18 protein-coding genes are annotated in these 16805 nt (G+C 68.0%); 14 read left to right on the forward strand and 4 right to left on the reverse strand.

Features of this window, described 5'->3' with window-relative positions:
* Positions 1 to 9 precede the first annotated feature (9 nt).
* Complete coding sequence (locus ACIBAG_RS27175) at positions 10 to 1338, reverse strand: hypothetical protein (protein WP_399108359.1); 1329 nt, start codon at positions 1336 to 1338, stop codon at positions 10 to 12.
* Positions 1339 to 1795: 457 nt separating this feature from the next.
* On the opposite strand from ACIBAG_RS27175, the gene ACIBAG_RS27180 reads away from it, so the two are divergent.
* From ACIBAG_RS27180 to ACIBAG_RS27215, 8 genes are all read left to right on the forward strand, one after another.
* On the forward strand, positions 1796 to 2086 hold the full coding sequence (locus ACIBAG_RS27180) for an ATP-binding protein (RefSeq protein WP_399108361.1): 291 nt from the start codon (positions 1796 to 1798) through the stop codon (positions 2084 to 2086).
* The gene (locus ACIBAG_RS27185) at positions 2086 to 2484 is read left to right on the forward strand and encodes a DUF6415 family natural product biosynthesis protein (RefSeq protein WP_399108362.1); all 399 of its coding nucleotides are present in this window, start codon (positions 2086 to 2088) and stop codon (positions 2482 to 2484) included. The genes ACIBAG_RS27180 and ACIBAG_RS27185 overlap by 1 nt, the downstream gene beginning before the upstream one ends.
* Positions 2481 to 3434: an ATP-binding protein gene (locus ACIBAG_RS27190; RefSeq protein ID WP_399108364.1), complete on the forward strand. Its 954-nt coding sequence runs from the start codon at positions 2481 to 2483 to the stop codon at positions 3432 to 3434. Before ACIBAG_RS27185 ends, ACIBAG_RS27190 begins: the two co-directional genes overlap by 4 nt.
* Positions 3434 to 4141, forward strand: coding sequence for a hypothetical protein (locus ACIBAG_RS27195; protein ID WP_399108366.1), 708 nt, complete (start codon positions 3434 to 3436; stop codon positions 4139 to 4141). The genes ACIBAG_RS27190 and ACIBAG_RS27195 overlap by 1 nt, the downstream gene beginning before the upstream one ends.
* Positions 4142 to 4297: 156 nt before the next feature.
* A complete protein-coding gene (locus ACIBAG_RS27200; RefSeq protein WP_399108369.1) occupies positions 4298 to 5407 on the forward strand; it encodes a radical SAM protein in 1110 nt (369 codons plus the stop codon).
* A gap of 5 nt (positions 5408 to 5412) precedes the next feature.
* Positions 5413 to 5553, forward strand: coding sequence for a hypothetical protein (locus tag ACIBAG_RS27205; protein WP_004003493.1), 141 nt, complete (start codon positions 5413 to 5415; stop codon positions 5551 to 5553).
* A gap of 69 nt (positions 5554 to 5622) precedes the next feature.
* Positions 5623 to 6426: an aminoglycoside phosphotransferase gene (locus tag ACIBAG_RS27210; protein ID WP_399108371.1), complete on the forward strand. Its 804-nt coding sequence runs from the start codon at positions 5623 to 5625 to the stop codon at positions 6424 to 6426.
* Positions 6427 to 6438: 12 nt separating this feature from the next.
* On the forward strand, positions 6439 to 6753 hold the full coding sequence (locus ACIBAG_RS27215; protein ID WP_399108372.1) for a DUF6302 family protein: 315 nt from the start codon (positions 6439 to 6441) through the stop codon (positions 6751 to 6753).
* Positions 6754 to 6757: 4 nt separating this feature from the next.
* Here ACIBAG_RS27215 and ACIBAG_RS27220 read toward each other — a convergent pair whose 3' ends face one another.
* Positions 6758 to 7372, reverse strand: a complete 615-nt coding sequence (locus ACIBAG_RS27220) for a hypothetical protein (RefSeq protein ID WP_399108373.1) — start codon at positions 7370 to 7372, stop codon at positions 6758 to 6760.
* A gap of 97 nt (positions 7373 to 7469) precedes the next feature.
* Between ACIBAG_RS27220 and ACIBAG_RS27225 the strand changes: the two genes are divergently transcribed.
* A complete protein-coding gene (locus ACIBAG_RS27225; protein WP_399108375.1) occupies positions 7470 to 8741 on the forward strand; it encodes an integrase in 1272 nt (423 codons plus the stop codon).
* A 323-nt stretch (positions 8742 to 9064) separates the two neighbouring features.
* Here the strand turns inward: ACIBAG_RS27225 and ACIBAG_RS27230 are convergent, their stop codons facing one another.
* Together ACIBAG_RS27230 and ACIBAG_RS27235 are read right to left on the reverse strand one after the other, a co-directional pair.
* Positions 9065 to 9472, reverse strand: coding sequence for an acyl-CoA thioesterase (locus tag ACIBAG_RS27230; RefSeq protein WP_399108377.1), 408 nt, complete (start codon positions 9470 to 9472; stop codon positions 9065 to 9067).
* Between the two features lie 91 nt (positions 9473 to 9563).
* On the reverse strand, positions 9564 to 10952 hold the full coding sequence (locus ACIBAG_RS27235) for a helix-turn-helix transcriptional regulator (RefSeq protein WP_399108379.1): 1389 nt from the start codon (positions 10950 to 10952) through the stop codon (positions 9564 to 9566).
* 1614 nt (positions 10953 to 12566) lie between these two features.
* Here ACIBAG_RS27235 and ACIBAG_RS27240 point away from each other — a divergent pair.
* The 5 genes from ACIBAG_RS27240 (at position 12567) to ACIBAG_RS27260 (ending at position 16655) form a co-directional block, all read left to right on the forward strand.
* Complete coding sequence (locus ACIBAG_RS27240) at positions 12567 to 13628, forward strand: hypothetical protein (protein WP_399108381.1); 1062 nt, start codon at positions 12567 to 12569, stop codon at positions 13626 to 13628.
* A complete protein-coding gene (locus ACIBAG_RS27245; protein ID WP_399108382.1) occupies positions 13625 to 14380 on the forward strand; it encodes an ATP-binding protein in 756 nt (251 codons plus the stop codon). The genes ACIBAG_RS27240 and ACIBAG_RS27245 overlap by 4 nt, the downstream gene beginning before the upstream one ends.
* A 135-nt stretch (positions 14381 to 14515) precedes the next feature.
* Positions 14516 to 15154 (forward strand): WhiB family transcriptional regulator, encoded by a 639-nt coding sequence (locus tag ACIBAG_RS27250; protein ID WP_399108383.1) that lies wholly within the window; start codon positions 14516 to 14518, stop codon positions 15152 to 15154.
* Positions 15151 to 16467 carry a DUF2637 domain-containing protein gene (locus tag ACIBAG_RS27255; protein WP_399108384.1) on the forward strand — a complete coding sequence of 439 codons (1317 nt, stop codon included), beginning with the start codon at positions 15151 to 15153 and terminating at the stop codon, positions 16465 to 16467. The genes ACIBAG_RS27250 and ACIBAG_RS27255 overlap by 4 nt, the downstream gene beginning before the upstream one ends.
* Entirely contained in the window at positions 16464 to 16655 is a 192-nt protein-coding gene (locus tag ACIBAG_RS27260) for a hypothetical protein (RefSeq protein WP_399108386.1), read from the forward strand. The genes ACIBAG_RS27255 and ACIBAG_RS27260 overlap by 4 nt, the downstream gene beginning before the upstream one ends.
* Positions 16656 to 16805 lie beyond the last annotated feature (150 nt).

A 16805-nucleotide genomic window follows, 5' to 3' on the forward strand; every position in this document is an offset into this window, starting at 1 on the left:
CCTCGGACTCTACCCGCGGGGCAGCGCCGGCCGACTCGCCGGGAAGGCTTCGATCTCCGCACGGAGGTCTTGGCCTACCAGGGCAGTGCGCGCCGGGCTACTCATCAGTGCCTGGCGGACGCGGAGCGCTGAGACGACAATGCCGTTGTTCCTGTGGGTGACCGGCAGGTCCAAGACTGGGCGGATGGCTTCAGCGGCGCCATCCAGGTCCCCTCCGAAGAGACGGATCAGGGCGAGGTCGCATTGGGAACCTGCGAGGTCGCCGAACGCCCAGTTCGGGGAGTTGGGGTCGCTGAAACCTTGCACGGCTTGTTCTGCCTGCGCGGCGAGCTGCTCATCACCGTGGCCGAGAAGGGCCTCGGCTTCCACCGCGTAGTAGAGCTGCTTCTCGGGGGCGTAGGTGAACAGACCACCGAGCTGGTCCAAGTCGTCCGGAATGACTCGCTCTCGTCGGTCGGCGGCCTTCTGGTTGGCGGCGCGCACCGTTTCCTGGTCGCCCAGGATTGCGGCGGCGCGCGCTTGGAGGCCGAGCAACCACAGTCCGACGGTACCGCGAAGGCCAGCGGCGGTTTCGGCTCCCTGGCTGGCGTAGTGGTAGGCGTCGCCGGGCCGGTCCGCCCAGTAGGCGATAAGCGACTTCAGGCCGTCGGTGAGTGCGATGAGACCGGGGTGCTCGGCGTCCTTGGCACAGGACGCGGCGACCCGCGTCATCGTCATCGCGTGCTGCGGGACTTCCATGTCGTTGAAGCCCTTGGCCACGAGGAAGGACAGCACGGCAGCCTTGAAGTTCAGGTCACGCAGCTGTGATGGTCGGACCCTGCGGCCGTCGAGGAGACGGAACACCTGGTCCTGGGTCTCGAGCAGGTCGTCCCAAATGGCCGACAGTGGTTCACGCGGGTACACGGCGACCAAACGGGCCACCTCGTCATCGAGGAGGCCGAGCGTCTCGTCGCCCACCATCTGTCGGTCCTTGTCCAGGAGGAACTCCTTCGCGCGTTGCACAGCCATCGCGCCCGTCCTTTTCATCTCGTTCAGGTCCACGCCCGCGTCGGCATGGAGTGCAGTCGGTGACGCGCTGGTCAGCGGAACGAAGTTCGGCGTGGAGCCCTCGGGTACCTCAGTCCACAGGTCCTCAATGCTGTAGCCCAGCATCTCCACGATGGCCGGCCGGAAGGCCCGTTGCGGTTTCCGCCCTTCATAGATCCATCCTTCGATGGTCTTCGGTGCCGGATCCACGTTCTCCAAGCGGAGCCGCTCGGCCGCCCTCCTGTAGTGCGGCAGGAAGTCCTCGGGGGTCCGTATACCGCGTCCTTCGAGGGCGTGCCGGAAGAACAACACGGGTGCCTCCCCAATCCATCCGCCTAGCACGTCACTGTCATGACGTTAGTGCGCCGTCAACATCAACTTGCCCCATTCAGGAGCTACTTAGCAGATCCGAGGTGAGTCCGAGGGAGAGCAGAGGGACTCCGTCAATTTTGCTAAACCCCGAGGCCGGTCTGGGGGTAGAGCCGTCTGCGCGCCGTTGCAACGCTCGTAACAGCCCTCGCTGAGAGTGCCCGGACGTGCACATTGACGAACCAGGGAGTTCCCCATGCCCCCGAGAGTTGCCGGAGCGACGACAGCCGTACGGACGCCTCGCGCGGTCCTCCGCCGCGACGGGGACGTGGTGAACGAGCGCTTCAGTGTTGCGCCCCGTTGCGGTGACGCCCCGCCCCGTGCAGAAGACGCACGCTGCGTGGGAATCATGCGGCGAGTCACCGCAGCACGGCTCAGGTACTGCGGCCTCGATGCGCTGATGGGTGATGCGCTGACGATCGTCTCCGAACTGCTGACGAACGCAGTCCTCCACAGCGGCACCACGGAGATCAGGCTGACGGTGACCCATCAGGACGACTTCCTCCGCATCGAGGTCTGCGACGGCCAGGAGGGCAGCATTCAGCCCAAGTCGGCGAACGACAACGACCAGTCGGGTCGGGGCCTCACGATCGTTGAGGGCCTGGTACAGGAGAACGACGGGAAGTGGGGCGTCAGCGACGACGGCACGACCGTCTGGTGCCTCCTGGCGGCCCCCCAAGGGGGATCGTGATGGTCGCCGTGACGGCCGACGTCGCCGCGCAACTCCTGGGCCGACCGTCATCCAATAATCACGAGACACTGGGAGTGCTCCTCGCCGGCCTGCGTCGCTCCCTCGCCCATGAGGCGATCGATGACGAGCTGTACGACGACTTGGAGGCCGTACTCGGCGAGCACGCGCACCCCACTCCTGGCGAAATCGTGGACATCGCGGGGCGATTCCGGGAGGCGACGACGACGCTTGTGCAGTTCGTGCCGCACCTCGTGAATCCGTACCCGCTCGATGAGATCCAGTGCCTGATCCAGGTGAGCGCCGAGCATCCTCGCCCAGACGGTGCACACGGCCATGTCCGCCGGTTCGCCCTGGCCGTCCTCGCGCTTCTCGACCTGATGGGAGATGACGGTTGGTGACTGTCATTGCACGCCCCGAACTGCCGAAAGACGCTACGCCGCTGACTCAGGTGGAACGTCGCGCGATTGCTCTGGCTGCCTTGGGTCACAGCAGCACGGAGATCACGGGGAAGCTCGCCGAGGAGAAGCATCGCATTCCCGCTACGGGCTTGGGGTCAGTCTGGGCCGGGGCCGCGCCTAAACTCGGCGCCGAGCGCTGCCGGCCGCAGGGTCGGCAGCCAGAACTCGTTTTTCGAGCGCGTGTCCACAGGATCCTTGATGTCCCGGACCCAGAGGACGCCGGTTCGCTACCTCCTGACGCCCTCGACTACGTCCAAGCGCTGGCCCGCGGCAGAACGCTGAAGCAGTACGCACTCGACGACTTGGGCGTGCAGGTCTGGGAAGTGGACCAGCTCGCCAAGCAGACTCGGAAGCTGCTGGGCGGAGCGCCAACCCAAGCGAGCATGGTCTACCGTGCCCTGCCGCAGCTGCTGCGCACCGTGCAGCCGCCCGTCCAGGACGTCGGGACAGATCTCGTGCCGGTCACGCGACCATCGCCGATCGTCGTCGCCCTCCAGACCGAACTGCCCTGCGGCATCAGCGCCGTGAGGGCGGCGCGGTGGTGGACGCGAACCATATTTCCCGTCCTCCGCTGGGCAGGGCCCATCGTCCAGGCCGTCGAGATGGTCGCCCGGCTGGTCGACAACGCAGTACGCCACGGCATGCCCGGTCACCCGGAGACGCAGACTCTCCACCTGCGTACTGCCGTCACCGCGGCGGGCGATCTCATCATCGACGTGAGTGACCTCAACCCCTCATTCCCCGACTTCGACGCCGCATCGAGAGGCGAGCGGGGACGCGGCCTTTCGCACGTCGCACGTCTGGGCGCCCGGGTCACCTGGTTTCTGCACCACGACGGCCCTGGCAAGACCGTGCGCGCGGTCCTCCCGCCAGGGGAGGTGGACCTGTAATGCCGAAACAGCATTACTGGAACTTCCTCCACGTCCCCTACGTCACGCAGTGGACAGCGGAGGCCGTCGACCAGCCGAAGATCGTCCGGATCGTCGGGCGCGGCGGCGAGGGCATCGGCTACGAGGACGAGAACCCCGTGACCGACCGCCGCCACGAGGCGCTTTGGGTACGCTCCGGCCTCGGGCAGGGCCGCGGCCGGCCCGACTTCGCCCGGCTCAACTCGCTCCGGCAGAAACGGGCGATGCGGTACAGCCTGTGCCAGGTATGCGGAGAGTCGGTTCTGGACTCGCGGGCCGACGAGCGGACCCTGCACCTGATGGGCGCCGCCGTCCCGATCGCCGAGGGGGAGACCACCGCCGCACCCCCTCTACACCCGACCTGCGCGATTGAGTCGATTGATACGTGCCCGCACCTGCGGCGAGGGTTCGCCGCCGCGCTCGTTCAGTACACCCCGCTGTGGGGAGTGGCCGGAGTGCTCTACGACCCGGTCACTCTCGCTCCGCTCCCCACCCCTGGGAAGCGGCCGGACGACCTCGCGCACGTGCACATCGGTGACAAGCGGATCCGGTGGACGCTGGCCAACTTCACCGTGGTCAGCCTCCACGGCATCACCCCCGTGTCCCTGGAGGAGCTCCACGCGATGGCGGGGGAAGACGCACGGCGTGAAGTGACCAGCGGCCAACGGCAACGGGTGGGCGCGACCTAGTCTCTGCCCGGCGGCCCGGGGCCGATTCGGCCTTAGCCCGCGGGCAGAGCACAACTCCCGGCGCGGGGTGGGGCAGACACCGTTTCCATCCCCACGGCGCTCTCCCGCCCCGCGCCGGGCCCTGACCCACCAGCTCCCAGACGAAGGGATGACGACGTGCACCAGCTCGTTGCGGCACCGTTCGGAGGGCGGCGCCTCATACTGCGGCCGGGCAGCACCAAGGCCGTGCAGCTCCCACACGCCAAGTTCGAGGAACTGCGCACCCTCGCGGCGATTTCCGACACGGTGCCCCAGTGGCTCGTCGACGCCGTACGCGCGCAGTGGCACATAGACCTGGCCGGCCGAAGCATCGGCGACGTCCTCCTGGTCCGCGAGGCGGGGCCGTACGCGTTCAGCCGGGCAACGTGGGAGCTCAACCTCGGCTGTGACTACGACTGCATCATGTGCTACCTCGGCGAGAAGCGGTTCGAGGGCCTGGACATGACGGGCAAGCGGAAGCTGCTTGCCGTCATGCGCGACGTGGGCGTGATCTGGTTGCAGATGACCGGCGGCGAGCCGCTCATCGACCCGGACTTCCCCGAGGCGTACCAGCACGCCTACGAACTGGGCCTGATCATCGAGATCCTGTCGAACGGATCTCGGCTGCACAAGGACCACATCCTCAAGCTGCTGGTCGCGAATCCGCCGGCGAAGCTGACCCTGAGCGTGTACGGAGCGACGGCCGAAACGTACGACACGGTCACCCGGAACCGCGGCGCGTTCGACCGTTTCCGAGAGGGCCTGGACAGCGCCCTCGCCGCGGGACTGAACATCGACCTGAGCCTGATCATCGTCCGGGAGAACGCGCATGAGGTCGAGGCCATGCGGGACTGGGCCGGGCAGCTCCGCGTGCCGTTCCGCGAGTACGCGAACATCTCGCCGACGATCCACGGCACCGCCGAGCCGCTGCCGTCGCAGTCACCCCAGTACCTCACCAATCGGGCACCGTTCACCGGCTGCCCCGCCGGCGTGACGTTCTTCCACGCCGACCCATTCGGGCGGGCCTCCATCTGCAAGGTCGGCCGCAAACCGAGCATCGACCTGATCGCCGAAGGCGTGGAGGGTCTGGCCCGACTCGGTGACATCGCCGAGTCCCTCATGCTTCGCACCGGAGGATGCAACGGCTGCAAACTGTCCGGCGCGTGCCGGGTGTGCAGGCCGATGGCGAAGGTCTTCCAGGAGGCGAAGGCACCACTGGTCAACTACTGCCAACACGGAGAGAGGTAAGCGCTATGCCTGCCGTAATCGTCGAGATCACGCGCAAGCCGGAGCCCATCGTGGAGGATCCGGAGGCGGTCGTCCTGGTCGCCAACCTTGAGGAGCTGCTGAAGGGCAGTCTCCCCGGCTGCGGCGACGACAACCCGTACAACTGAACCGAACCACCCTGCTGGGGCCACGTGCCGGTGCGCGGCCCCAGCGTCATTCCCCCATTGGAGGCTCAAATGCCCACCCCGCGTCTGACCGAACTCCCGGACGAGGTACTCCGGTTGGTCGAGAAGGCCAGCGGTCCGGCTGTCGATGTCGGGACCGTGAGCGCCGGCCTTAACAGCGCCATCGCCGCTCGCGTGCGCACGACCGAACACACGCTGTTCGTCAAGGGCCTGCCGCTCGATCACCCCCGCGTCTGGACGCAGGACCGCGAGGCGGGCGTCAACCCATACGTGCGGGACGTCGCCCCCAAGCTGCACTGGCACATGGAAGACGACGGGTGGAGTCTCCTCGGCTTCGAGTACGTCACCGGGGAGCACGCCGACTTCACGCCCGGGTCACCCGACCTCCCCGCCGTCGTGGCCACCATGACGCGCCTGGCCGAGGTCCCGTCCCCGAGTATCGAGCTGAAGTCCATGCCCCACCGGCTCCGGAAGTACGTCGACGACCCGGCCGACCTGTCGTGGTTCGCCGGGAACAGCCTGCTCCACACTGAATGGAACCCCCACAACATCCTGATGACGAACCGCGGCGCCCTGTTCGTCGACTGGGCATGGGCGTCCCTCGGCGCCGCCTGGATCGACCCCGCGCTGTGGCTGCTGTGGCTCATCGCCCACGGCCACACGCCCAGCCAAGCCGAGGGCGAGGCCGCCGCGCACCCGGCATGGGAGCTGGCCCCGCCCGCCGGGCTCGACGCCCTCGCCCTCGTCCAGCGCCGGCTGTGGGACTCCATCGCGCACCAGAGCCCAGACGACTGGGCGAGGCCCATGCAACGCGCTGCACAGACCTGGGCCGAGCACCGGACCGGCAAGCTTTGATCCCGGGTCCCGATGCAGAGGACCAGCGCGCCGTTGAACTGCGAGCTGCAGAGCGCGGGACAGGCAGGAAGCGTCGTGGTACCGCGAGCGCCGGCAAGAGCCGAAGCTCGTCCGCACCGGACTGGTGCTCGTCGTCGACGAACGGGCCATCTCGCGGCGCCTGTCCGCGGACAGCGGCATGGGGGCTACATCTGCGTCGACACCGCCGCGGGCGTCCCGCACCTGCGCGACGCTCTCACCAGGCGCTCCGGCTTCCCGGACGTCAGGGTGCCCCCGCAGCCGCTGCCTGGGCGGGGAGCAGGGGGCGCTTCATTCCAGCGTGCCTAACCGCTCAACGAACGCGCGGAGCCTCAGGAACCTCCACATCGCAAGGCACCGTCCAGGGCTTGAAGCCTTCACGCCGACAGGTGAAGACGAGGCGCATGGGCTCGTTCAGCCACTGGTCTCGCCAGCGGGCATCCCCATCGTTTCCTTCCTGCCAGTGGGGCGGCCTGGTGCGCTCGATGCTGAACGGGCGTCCCTTGCCTACTTCCAGGGCGAACGGGGCGACAGACTTCCCGTTGACGTCAGCACCGTCGGCCCCGTGCGTGAAGCGGAGCGGGCCCCACACCTGGCCATCCAACTCCTGTTGGGTCGGGCCGCCGGGAAGGCGTGCGACCCGCGACATGTCGTCGCTGGGTGCGATCTCTATGCGGATCTCGTCCAAGTGCCGCAGAGGAATCGGGCCCACCAGCCGCACGCTGAGGGTTGCTCGATCGCCTTCTCCCCGGTCGATGGCGACCTGGAACTGGGGCAACAGTTCCGCGTGCCAGCGGTCCTGCTCAATTCGGGCCAACGTCTCTGCGGTCTTCGCAGAGCGGCGTGCAGCCAGCCACGCGCCAGCCGTAGCAGCCGCGCTGAGCGCGGCCGTGGAGAAGGTGGCGATCTCGCCCCATGGGATGTCCATGCGCCAGGAATGTAGCCCGAGTTGACAGGGCATCCCTTCCGCCGGCAGGTACGTGTACCGGTCTGTCAGCGAGATCTGACAGCCCAGCAACTAGCGCATGATCGTGGCACGTTACCAACAGCAGCCACGTATAATTTCCATTATACGTGGCTGCTTGACCGGGCTGCCCTGTAACGGGCACAAGCCCCTGGCCAAGGGCAGCGGATACTGGGGGCGTTCCGTGAGTGACGAGCTGGTGGAGGCAGTCGACGCCGAGTTGGTCGACAAGGTCAGCTTGCTGCCGACTCTCGCCGAGCCGACCGCCCCGGCACGCCCCCTGGTCGACCGGCACACCGTCCTCCGGCCGGGAGAGCTTCCCGTCACCGAACGGCCGACGTACACCGCGCGCGACTTGTACGTCTCCGATCAGACCGCCCGCCGCATCGACAAGGCGTCGGCGCCGGCGAACACCGACAAGAACTATCGCAGCCAGCGCGGCATCTTCGAGCGCTGGTGTAACGAGATGGGCCGCGTGGCGCGGCCGTGCACGACGGCCACATTCATCGAATACGTCGCCAGCATGATCGCCCGCGACTACCGACCGAATACCATCGGGACCCATATGTCCGCCATTCGTACGTGGCAGCCGGAGGACGCCCGGCCGGGAACGAAGGTGGCGCGCGGCATGCTCAACGAGTACCGCAAGACGTGGGGCAGGCGGCACCGGGTGAAGAAGGCGCCGGCCATCACCGACGACATGTTCCGCGCCATGGTCGCCGCCTGCGACCAACGCCATCCCATCGGCGTCCGCAACCGGTGCGCGCTCGTCCTTGGCCGCGGTGCCCTAAACAGGCGCATCGAACTCGCCGACCTGCTACAGGCCGACGTCGACGTGGAAGAGGACGGCGTCGCCCCGTGGATCGCCACTTCCAAGACCGACCAGCAGGCCAAGGGCGAGGAGACGTTCATCCCCGTCTGGGACGAAGACCCCCTGATCAACCCGGTCTACGCAACTCGGGAATGGTTCAACATGCTCCACCGGCTCGGCGCCCGCGACAGCGCATTCTCCCGAGCACTCACCGTCGTCGGCACTCTGCAGAACCGCTCCACTGCCGCCGTCCGCGGCGACCACGTCTCCGGCGACGCCATCAACGACTGGGTACGCAGCTGCGCATACACGGCCAGCCTGCCCAACTGGCAGGGGATCACAGCCCACGGCCTCCGCCGCGGCGGAGCACGGGCCATCGCTGACGCCGGGGGTGACCCCACCAGGCAGGGCCGGTGGAAGCCCGGCTCCGCCGTGGTGAAGAAGGAGTACCTCGACCGCGCCCTCGCACGGAGCGAGAATCCGTGGCTGAGGGTGGGTAAGGGCAGTAGGGAGATCCCATAACAAGATCGGCGCTACGCTCCACTTCCACACCAAGACGGGGGCAGTGTCGGACTGGTACCCAGTCGTAGTGCGGAGGGGTCGCAGAACCGACTTTTAGAACACCATCGCCCGCCTCACCGATTTCGCCGACGGCGGGCGTTCACCTACAGAGGGCTCGGCGAGTGCGATGAGCTAACCGATCTGGCCGCGACGGGTCTCCAGCAGGGAGGACAGCTCTTGTCCGGGCGGCCAGCTTCGAGGTATCAGGAGACTCCCCGAGCCCACTTTGAGAGCGACGTGCACGATTGCCACGCCAGTGCGCGCTCCCGGCGCCCTGCAGTGGATCAGGCTTCCGCGAAGCGAGCGAAGAACTCGATCTCGGGCTCCGAGATGCGCCGCGGACTGCCCGTGTTCAGGTTGTACGCAGCCATTTTGGTCGTGGCCTCGGCGTACGTGTGGTCAGCGTCTCGGATCGCGTATCCAAGTTCGAGTCGTGCTCCACGGCAGCTGACGACCCATACGTCCACCTCGATGGGCTCCTCGCGATACACGAGGGGAGAACGGTAGTTCACGACGGACTGGCTGACCACGAAGGCGCACTGGCGTCGCTCGGTCTCGCCGGCGGGCAGCATGTCATGGAACATCCGCGTCCGCGCTTCCTCCATGTAGCGGAGGAACAGTGCGTTGTTGACGTGCCCGTAGCTGTCGGCGTCGGCCCAGCGCAGCGGGAGCGGATAGGTGTATTTCGGCATGTGGGTCTTCCTTTGCAGACGGCGGGGGTTGGGCAGAGGGCGCACGCCGGAAGCCGCTGGCAAGGCAGCCTCTAGGGGGACGCCAGCCGGTCTAGGTCTGTTGTCCTGCCTGCCGGGTATTCGGCTCGTCGGCGTCGAGCATGGTCAGGACCTCGCGCAGGACCCGCTGCTCGTTCTCGCGCTCTTCGAGGAGCTGTCCGATGCGCGTGGCGGCCGCGTCGGCTTCGGCCGGCAGTGCGGCGCGGACCAGTGGGAGCATTTCGGCGCGGCCCGCTCCGTGTACGGCTTCCCTCGACACCCGCGCCAAGACGGTGGCGGGCGAGACGTGGGTGACGGACCAGCAACCGACCGCTTCTTCCACGGCCCACACCACGGTGCGCTGGTCCGGTGAGAGCGTCAGTTGTGTGTCGGGGCCCACGACCTTGCTGATCACCGGCATCGGAATGCCGTTCTCCCCCGCAAGCGCGGCCGCCTCTTGTGCGGTCGCCACGACGGTGCGGGACGCGAGGGCCGCCGCCTCCCGCCGCCAGCGGGTTGCGGTGTCTTCGGCCAGGCGATTCTGCGTGTGCCGCTGGGCTGCTTCCACATCGTCCTGGTTGGCAGTGGTGGCGGCCCAGGCGTTCCGGGTGCCTCCGAGCGCGTCGTGCTCCTCCTCGCCGCCCTCGACCCAGGTGATCACGACGAAGCGGCACTCGGGCAGGGACGCCGGGTAGAGGACGTGGCTGACGACCTCGACGGTTTCCCAGTCGAGGGTCGGCACATTCATCCGGAAGACATGGCCGTCGCGCGTTTCGCCCATGTCGTGCTCGTTTTCCCAGACGTGGCGGGCGTCGGGGTCCTTCTTGACCTTTTCGATCAGCTCGCGCAGCTCGGCGTCGTCCGGCTTGGTGGCCTGGGCGAACTTGAGCATCTTCACGTATGCCGAGGCGTGCATGTCCCAGTCCTGATACTGGGTGCGTGCCTCGGGCGCCGTGAGGGCCCAGAGGATGAGGTTCGCCCCCGGCTCCATCACCCAGGGCCACCACTCGGCCATGGCGGTGTTGAAGCCGAGGATGTTCCAGTGCTGGTCGCACAGATAGGCGGGGCTGGGCATCTGCCGGTCGATGAGCAGCCGCAGCGCCTTCTGCAGCTCTGGTTGGCCGGCGCCGCGCGGCGGTATCAGGTTCGAGCCGATGTTGTACAGCAGGAGCGCATGGCGCTCCTCGCGGTCCAAGCCAAGCAGGATCGACAGGGACTCGCACTGCGCAGGAGTGAGCCGTGGCGGCGTCGCACCCTTTTCGATCTTGCGGTAGGTGCGCTCCCCCATGCCCAGGGCCTTGGCCGCCCTGGCCTGCGTGACGCGTGCATCCCTGCGCCACCGGCGCAGCAGCGCACCGAAGCCCATGTACTGGCCGGCGGGCTGCTGTCCGCCGCCACTCTTCCTGGAAATGCCTTCGTCCGCACCGTCGTTACCGCTTTGGTCGTGTCCGTTTGCGACCACGAGAAACCTGCCTTACGCCTCTGAGGGGACTCTCATTTCCCGGGCACATAAAAGGGCCCAGCACACATGTGCTGGACCCCGCCCGGAGTCCCCCCGCCAGGAACAATACGCAATTTTCAAATGATCTTGACCATCTGTGGAGTGGGCCACAAATCGCACCCCTTACACTCGTTCAACCTCGAACAACTTATGTCCGGCATGACGGGGCGTTCGCACTCGAATCGGACACGCCATCTGATCACTTAGCGACACCGAGTCGAAAATCGGCAAAACGTTGCCGGTTTTCATCGGACCGCTCCGCTGGCGGTCTAGACCACCTTATGTAATGCGTCGTCAAAATGACCAACTGTCGCCATTCCCCATACATGGAAAGCGACTTACGGGGCCGTAGGTCCACCTGTAGCCACACCCCGGCCGGGCGACCTATCCGAGTAAACCGGGCAAAAGATCACCGTTGACGCCTCTGATGAGGCTTGGCTTAAATCGCTCTGGCCAGCCGGTTCGACCGACCGGAGTGGCCTGAGGCACGAGGGGGACGCGATGAAGATCATCTCCGAGGACGTCGGAGCGATCACCTTGCTGCCTGTGTCCCGGTCGGCCACATCCAGCCGCGGGCGCAGGTGGAGACGACCTCCCGTGCGACTTGTGGAGAGTCCTTCAGCAAGGTCTAGAGCTTGACGCAGGGCATGCATATGTTCGTCGTCCCCCGCCGACTACCCGATCGCGACGGACGGCGATAGGAGTCACGTGCAGCAAACGCGATCCATCCGCGTGACATAGCCCTGAAAAACGGCGACGGCGCGATGGGAGCAGCAACTCCCGAACGTGGAGATTTACCCACCTTCACTGCACCGGACCTTTCCACGGGCGCCCCGGCGCGATCTAACTACGGAGGAGAGACTTAATGCCGCCTGCCCTGCACAGAAGGCCGGTGCCCACGGCCAGCGCGGCGTCCATCCTCGATTCCCCGCTCGGCGCCCTGCACGGACACAAGCCGATGGGCGTTGGCGTGCCCGCTCGATCGCCGATCGGGTACCCAACGAGCCCTGTGTCGCCTGGGCGTTGCCCACCTGCCTGATGGCGCGGACGAACGCCAGGCGCAACGCCGTTGCGCGGGCACCCTGCCCGGCGCGACATATGCGAGGAGCACAGCAGCCACCGGCGTCGGCGCCTCGCTCTGCGACTTGTACCGCGGTCTTGAGCTAAGTCTGGATCTTGTCGCGGCCCCTACATATGTTCGTCGTCCCTCGCCGGGCGCCTCGCCCAGTGGCTGACGTCAGAAGGAGCGGTATGCGGTTCACGCGAGCCAGCCGGGCTGGGTAGCCCGGAAAACAGCGGCGGCGCCCAGGAGGTGCAACTCCCGGACGCCGACCGCCGAATGGAACTCCTGCCTGTGCAAGGGCCGGAGACTTACCCACCTTCACCGCACCCGGGTCAATTCCACCTTCACGCCCCGGAGCGGATTCACTTCAGAGGAGAGTGTTGCATGTCCGCTGCCCTGCGCAAAAGGCCGTTCCGCGTGGCCTGCGCGGCAGGCCGCGTCCCTTCCGCCCGCTCTGGTCACGCGCCAGTCCGGCTGGGCTGCCTCCCGTGCCGTGGCGGAGGTGCGCTCTGATGGCACGCATCCGCACGATCAAGCCCGAGGCATTCGAGTCGGAAGACCTGGCCTCGGTCAGCCTCACCGCCGAGCGGACCTTCTTCGGGCTCCTGACCCAGGCCGACGACTCCGGTCGGCACCGTGACCATCCCGCCATCATCGCCGGGCGGTTGTGGGCGCTGCGTCCGGAGCACACCGCCACGCACGTCGCCCGTGATCTGGACGAGCTGGCCTCCGCCGGGCTGGTGTGCCGCTACACGGGATGTGACGGGCGGACCTGGCTGCACATCGTGACCTGGGACCAGCACCAGAAGATCAACAAGGCGACTGCTTCCCGCCTGCCGCGCTGCCCTGTTCACCAGGCCGAGCAGAAATGCGGCAAGTGCCAGGACGCGGCCTGCCCCAGCAAGCGGGCACATGCATCGTCTCCGGTGGCACTGACCCCTCCCGGAGGGCTCCCGGAGGACTCCCGGAGTCCGCAGGGAGGGCTCACCAGCCCTGCGGTCCACGGCGCCGACCCCCCGCAGCGCGCGCTGGAGCCCGAGGCGGCACCGGTCGACGCTCCTACGGGCACCAACTCGGCACCCCTGGATAAACCCGCAGCTCAGATGGCACTCCGGGAGGACTCCCGGAGGACTACGGGAGAGCTCCAGGAGCCCTCACGCCCTGGATCTAGGATCTTGGATCCTGGATCTTTCCTTACGGGGCGCGAGGCACCCGCGCCCGGCGCTCCCTCGGTCAAGGTCTCGGCCAAGCAGCTGGTGGCTGAGTACGTCAGAGGCTGCAACCGCCGCCCGCCGGAGGACTTCCTCGGTCATCTGGGCCGGAAGATCAACGCCCTGCTCGACGAGCGCTTCGAGGCCGGCGACATCCGCACCGCGCTCGACAAGCTGCGGGCCAAAGGGCTCAACCCCAGCGTCCTGCCAAGTCTGGTGAACGAGGTCGTCAATGCCACGCCGCAGGCCACCTCGGCGCTGTCGTCTGCCTCCGGCGCGGGGCCCTGGGCCAGCACCGCAAGTTCCTACACGCCGTACCTGAACCCCACCGCCGAGCCGACGACGTTTGGAGGCCGCCTGTGACCCGCTCCCGCTACGCCGACCCGCAGCCCGCGATCTCCGAGCGGCTGCGGGCCCGCCTGGAGGCCAAGCTCGCCGAGCGCGGCCTGGACCTGGACCGCCCGCTGCCGGACACCCCGGAGCCGATCCCGGCCCTGGAAGCCGCCCAGGCGCGCATCCCGGTCGACTACCGTGCCGCCGTGCCCGAGCACCCGGACGTCGCCGCGTGGGTGCGGTCCGTCGCTGGCAACGCCGTGGCGCCGAATGCCGAGGGCCGCAACCCGCACTACGGCACGGCTGGACGCCGGGAGATCACGCACGGGCCCAGCCTGCTGCTGTGGGGCTCCACCGGCGCCGGCAAAACGCACCAGGCGTACGGCGCGATCCGCGCGCTGACCGCAGCCGGATGCGGGGTGAACTGGTACGCGGCCACCGCCGCCGACCTGTACGCCGACCTTCGACCTCGCGCCGGCGTGGACCCCGAGCACCTGCTGCGGCGGATCATGCGGATCCCGCTACTGCTGCTCGACGACCTCGGGGCGGCCAAGCCCAGCGAGTGGACCGAGGAGATCACCTTCCGGCTGGTCAACTGGCGCAGCCAGAACCAGCTGCCGACGATCTTCACCAGCAACATGCCGCCCGTCCGCACCAGCGAGACCCCGGCGCGCCAGGCGGTGCTGCGCGACAAGGTCGGCGACCGCGTGCTCTCCCGCCTGTCCGGCATGTGCACCGCCGTCGAGTTCACCGGCCCCGACCGCCGCTTCCAGCGCCGCTGACCCGCTCGCGCGCCACCAATCCCCCCCCCACCGTGCGGCCCTGCCCCGCCACACCCTGCCCCGCCTCGCCGTACACCGCCGCACCACGGTGCTGCCCCTCCCGCCCTCCCCGGCGAGGCGACCCCGGAGACTTCCTTGCGCCACATCACCACCAACAACTCCCCCGCACCTGACCTGCGGGGAATCGCCGACCACAGCTGGCACGCCAGGGGTTCATGCCACGGCATGGACCCGGAGGATGCCGACGAGCTGTTCTTCCACACGCCCCGGGACCACCAGGCCATCGCCGAGGCGAAGCGGACCTGCGCCACCTGCCCTGTGAAGAAGGACTGCTTCAACTACGCGATCGACAACCAGATCCGCTACGGCATCTGGGGCGGTCTGACCGCCAAGGAGCGTCGGCCCTGGCTCAAGAAACTCAGCGAGCGCCTGGACTACGGCCACGTGCGCGCCGTCCTCCAGGGCCGCGACGTTTACCTCAGCACCGCGGAGCGCAGCACGTTCATCCACCACGCCAACCTGCGCGGTTGGAGCCCGGAGCGCGTGGCCTACCTCCTGAGCGCCGACCTCGACTGGATCCGCGACCTGATGCGCGAGGCCGGCCACGTCGTCGAGGACCGGGACCGCTTCTGGGATCTGGACGAGGACTTGGACCAAGACCGGGACGAGGACGACGCCCACGAGAACCTGCCGGACGACGAGGACGCCACGCCCGACGATCGCAGCCGGCTGCAGACCCACACCCTGATCTCCTCGCTCGGAAAGGCTGCATGACCCCCACCGCTACACGCCCCGCCGTCGCGCCGGTCGGAGCCTGGGACCGCCTCGCCATCGTGGCCCTCGGCTTCGCCGGATGCGCCCTCAGCTACGACGCCTTGCGGCAGATGGCTGTCGCCATCCACGTCCGCGGATTCCTCACCTACCTCTTCCCGCTCGTGATCGACGGCTTCATCGCCTACGGGGTACGCGCCCTGCTGGTGCTCTCCGCAGCCCCAGCGCTGGCGCGGCTGTATGTCTGGACGCTCTTCGGCGGTGCCACCGCCGCGAGTATCTGGGCCAATGCCCTGCACGCGGTCCGCCTCAACCAGCAGACCACTCACGCCGCTCTGCGTCTGAGCGACACGGTCGTCGCGGTGCTCTCCACCCTCGCCCCGCTCGCCCTGGCCGGCGCGGTCCACCTCTACATCCTCATCACCCGCCACCACCCGGGCGCCGGAGCCCCAACGGACCACGCGGGCGAGGCTTCCAAGAAGCGGACCACGAGTCTGGTCCGACGCCTGTGGACCAAGGTTCGCCGCCAGAGCGGAAGACGGCGGACCACGGACCAGCCCACCGAACCCACCCCCGCGGATCACGAGGCTCCCGCTCCGGACCAGCGGACCACCCCCGCCCCGGACTACGCGAATTACGACGCGGACCAACCGGCGGACCACGACGAGGACCAGGGCACGGACCACCCGGCGGACCACGACACACCTGCCGTGGACCGACGGACCGCCTCTGGTCCGCAGGCCACACGCGAAGAGCGGACCAGCGACGCCGCAGGTCAAACGACTGACGGTTCGTCCCCTCCGGTGGACCACATCCAGGCGGGCGAGAAGCACGGACCAGTCGAAGAGCCTGGTCCGGCGACCGCGGACCAGGGCTCTCCGGCGGACCAGGACCACTTGCGGGCCTCGGGCCACACAACGCGGACCGCGGACCAGCCCACCGGCCCTACCCCCGCGGACCACGACGCCCCGGCTCCGGACCTGGACGCGGACCAACCGACGGACCAGGGCGAGGACGACTCCTCCGGCGGATCGCAGGGGGCGCGGACCACGGACCAATGCGCCTCGACCACGCCGCGGACGAACCCTGCGGACCAACCGACGGACCAGGACGACGAGGTCTCCTGGGAGGTGAAGGTCGAGGTCGCCCGCAAAGCCGCGCTTGAAGAAGGTCGGATGACCCGCCGGGCCATCCGACCGCACCTGCGGCGCAACAACATCAGCGTCAGCAACGCGCTGTTCAGCGATCTGCAGGCCGCCTTGTACGCGGACCCGACGCTCGCTCACCTGCCCCGAGACACGAGGAAGACCCGATGAAGACCTGCGAGCGCTTCCAGCGCCTCAAGAGCGGCTACGAGCAGGACATCGCGTTCCTGCGTAACCACTCGCAGCGCAGCACGGGCACGACAGCGGCGAAGACGAGCGCGACCAACGCCCTCGCCATGAAGTCCCGCATGGCCAAAGCCCTAGGCCGACACTTCGACCGCTGCCCGATATGCGGCTGACAGAGATGTAACCGCAGGTCAACCGCCCTATCCACCCCTGCGACCCGGTGGCCCGGCTAGATGCCGGGCCACCCTCGACCCTGAAGGGCCCGCCATCCGTTCCCGCAACACCCGCACAGCGATCTCGACCGCAGCCGAAGCGAGCGCCTG

This window comes from Streptomyces sp. NPDC051243 (assembly GCF_044455405.1).
Classification (GTDB): Bacteria; Actinomycetota; Actinomycetes; order Streptomycetales; family Streptomycetaceae; genus Streptomyces.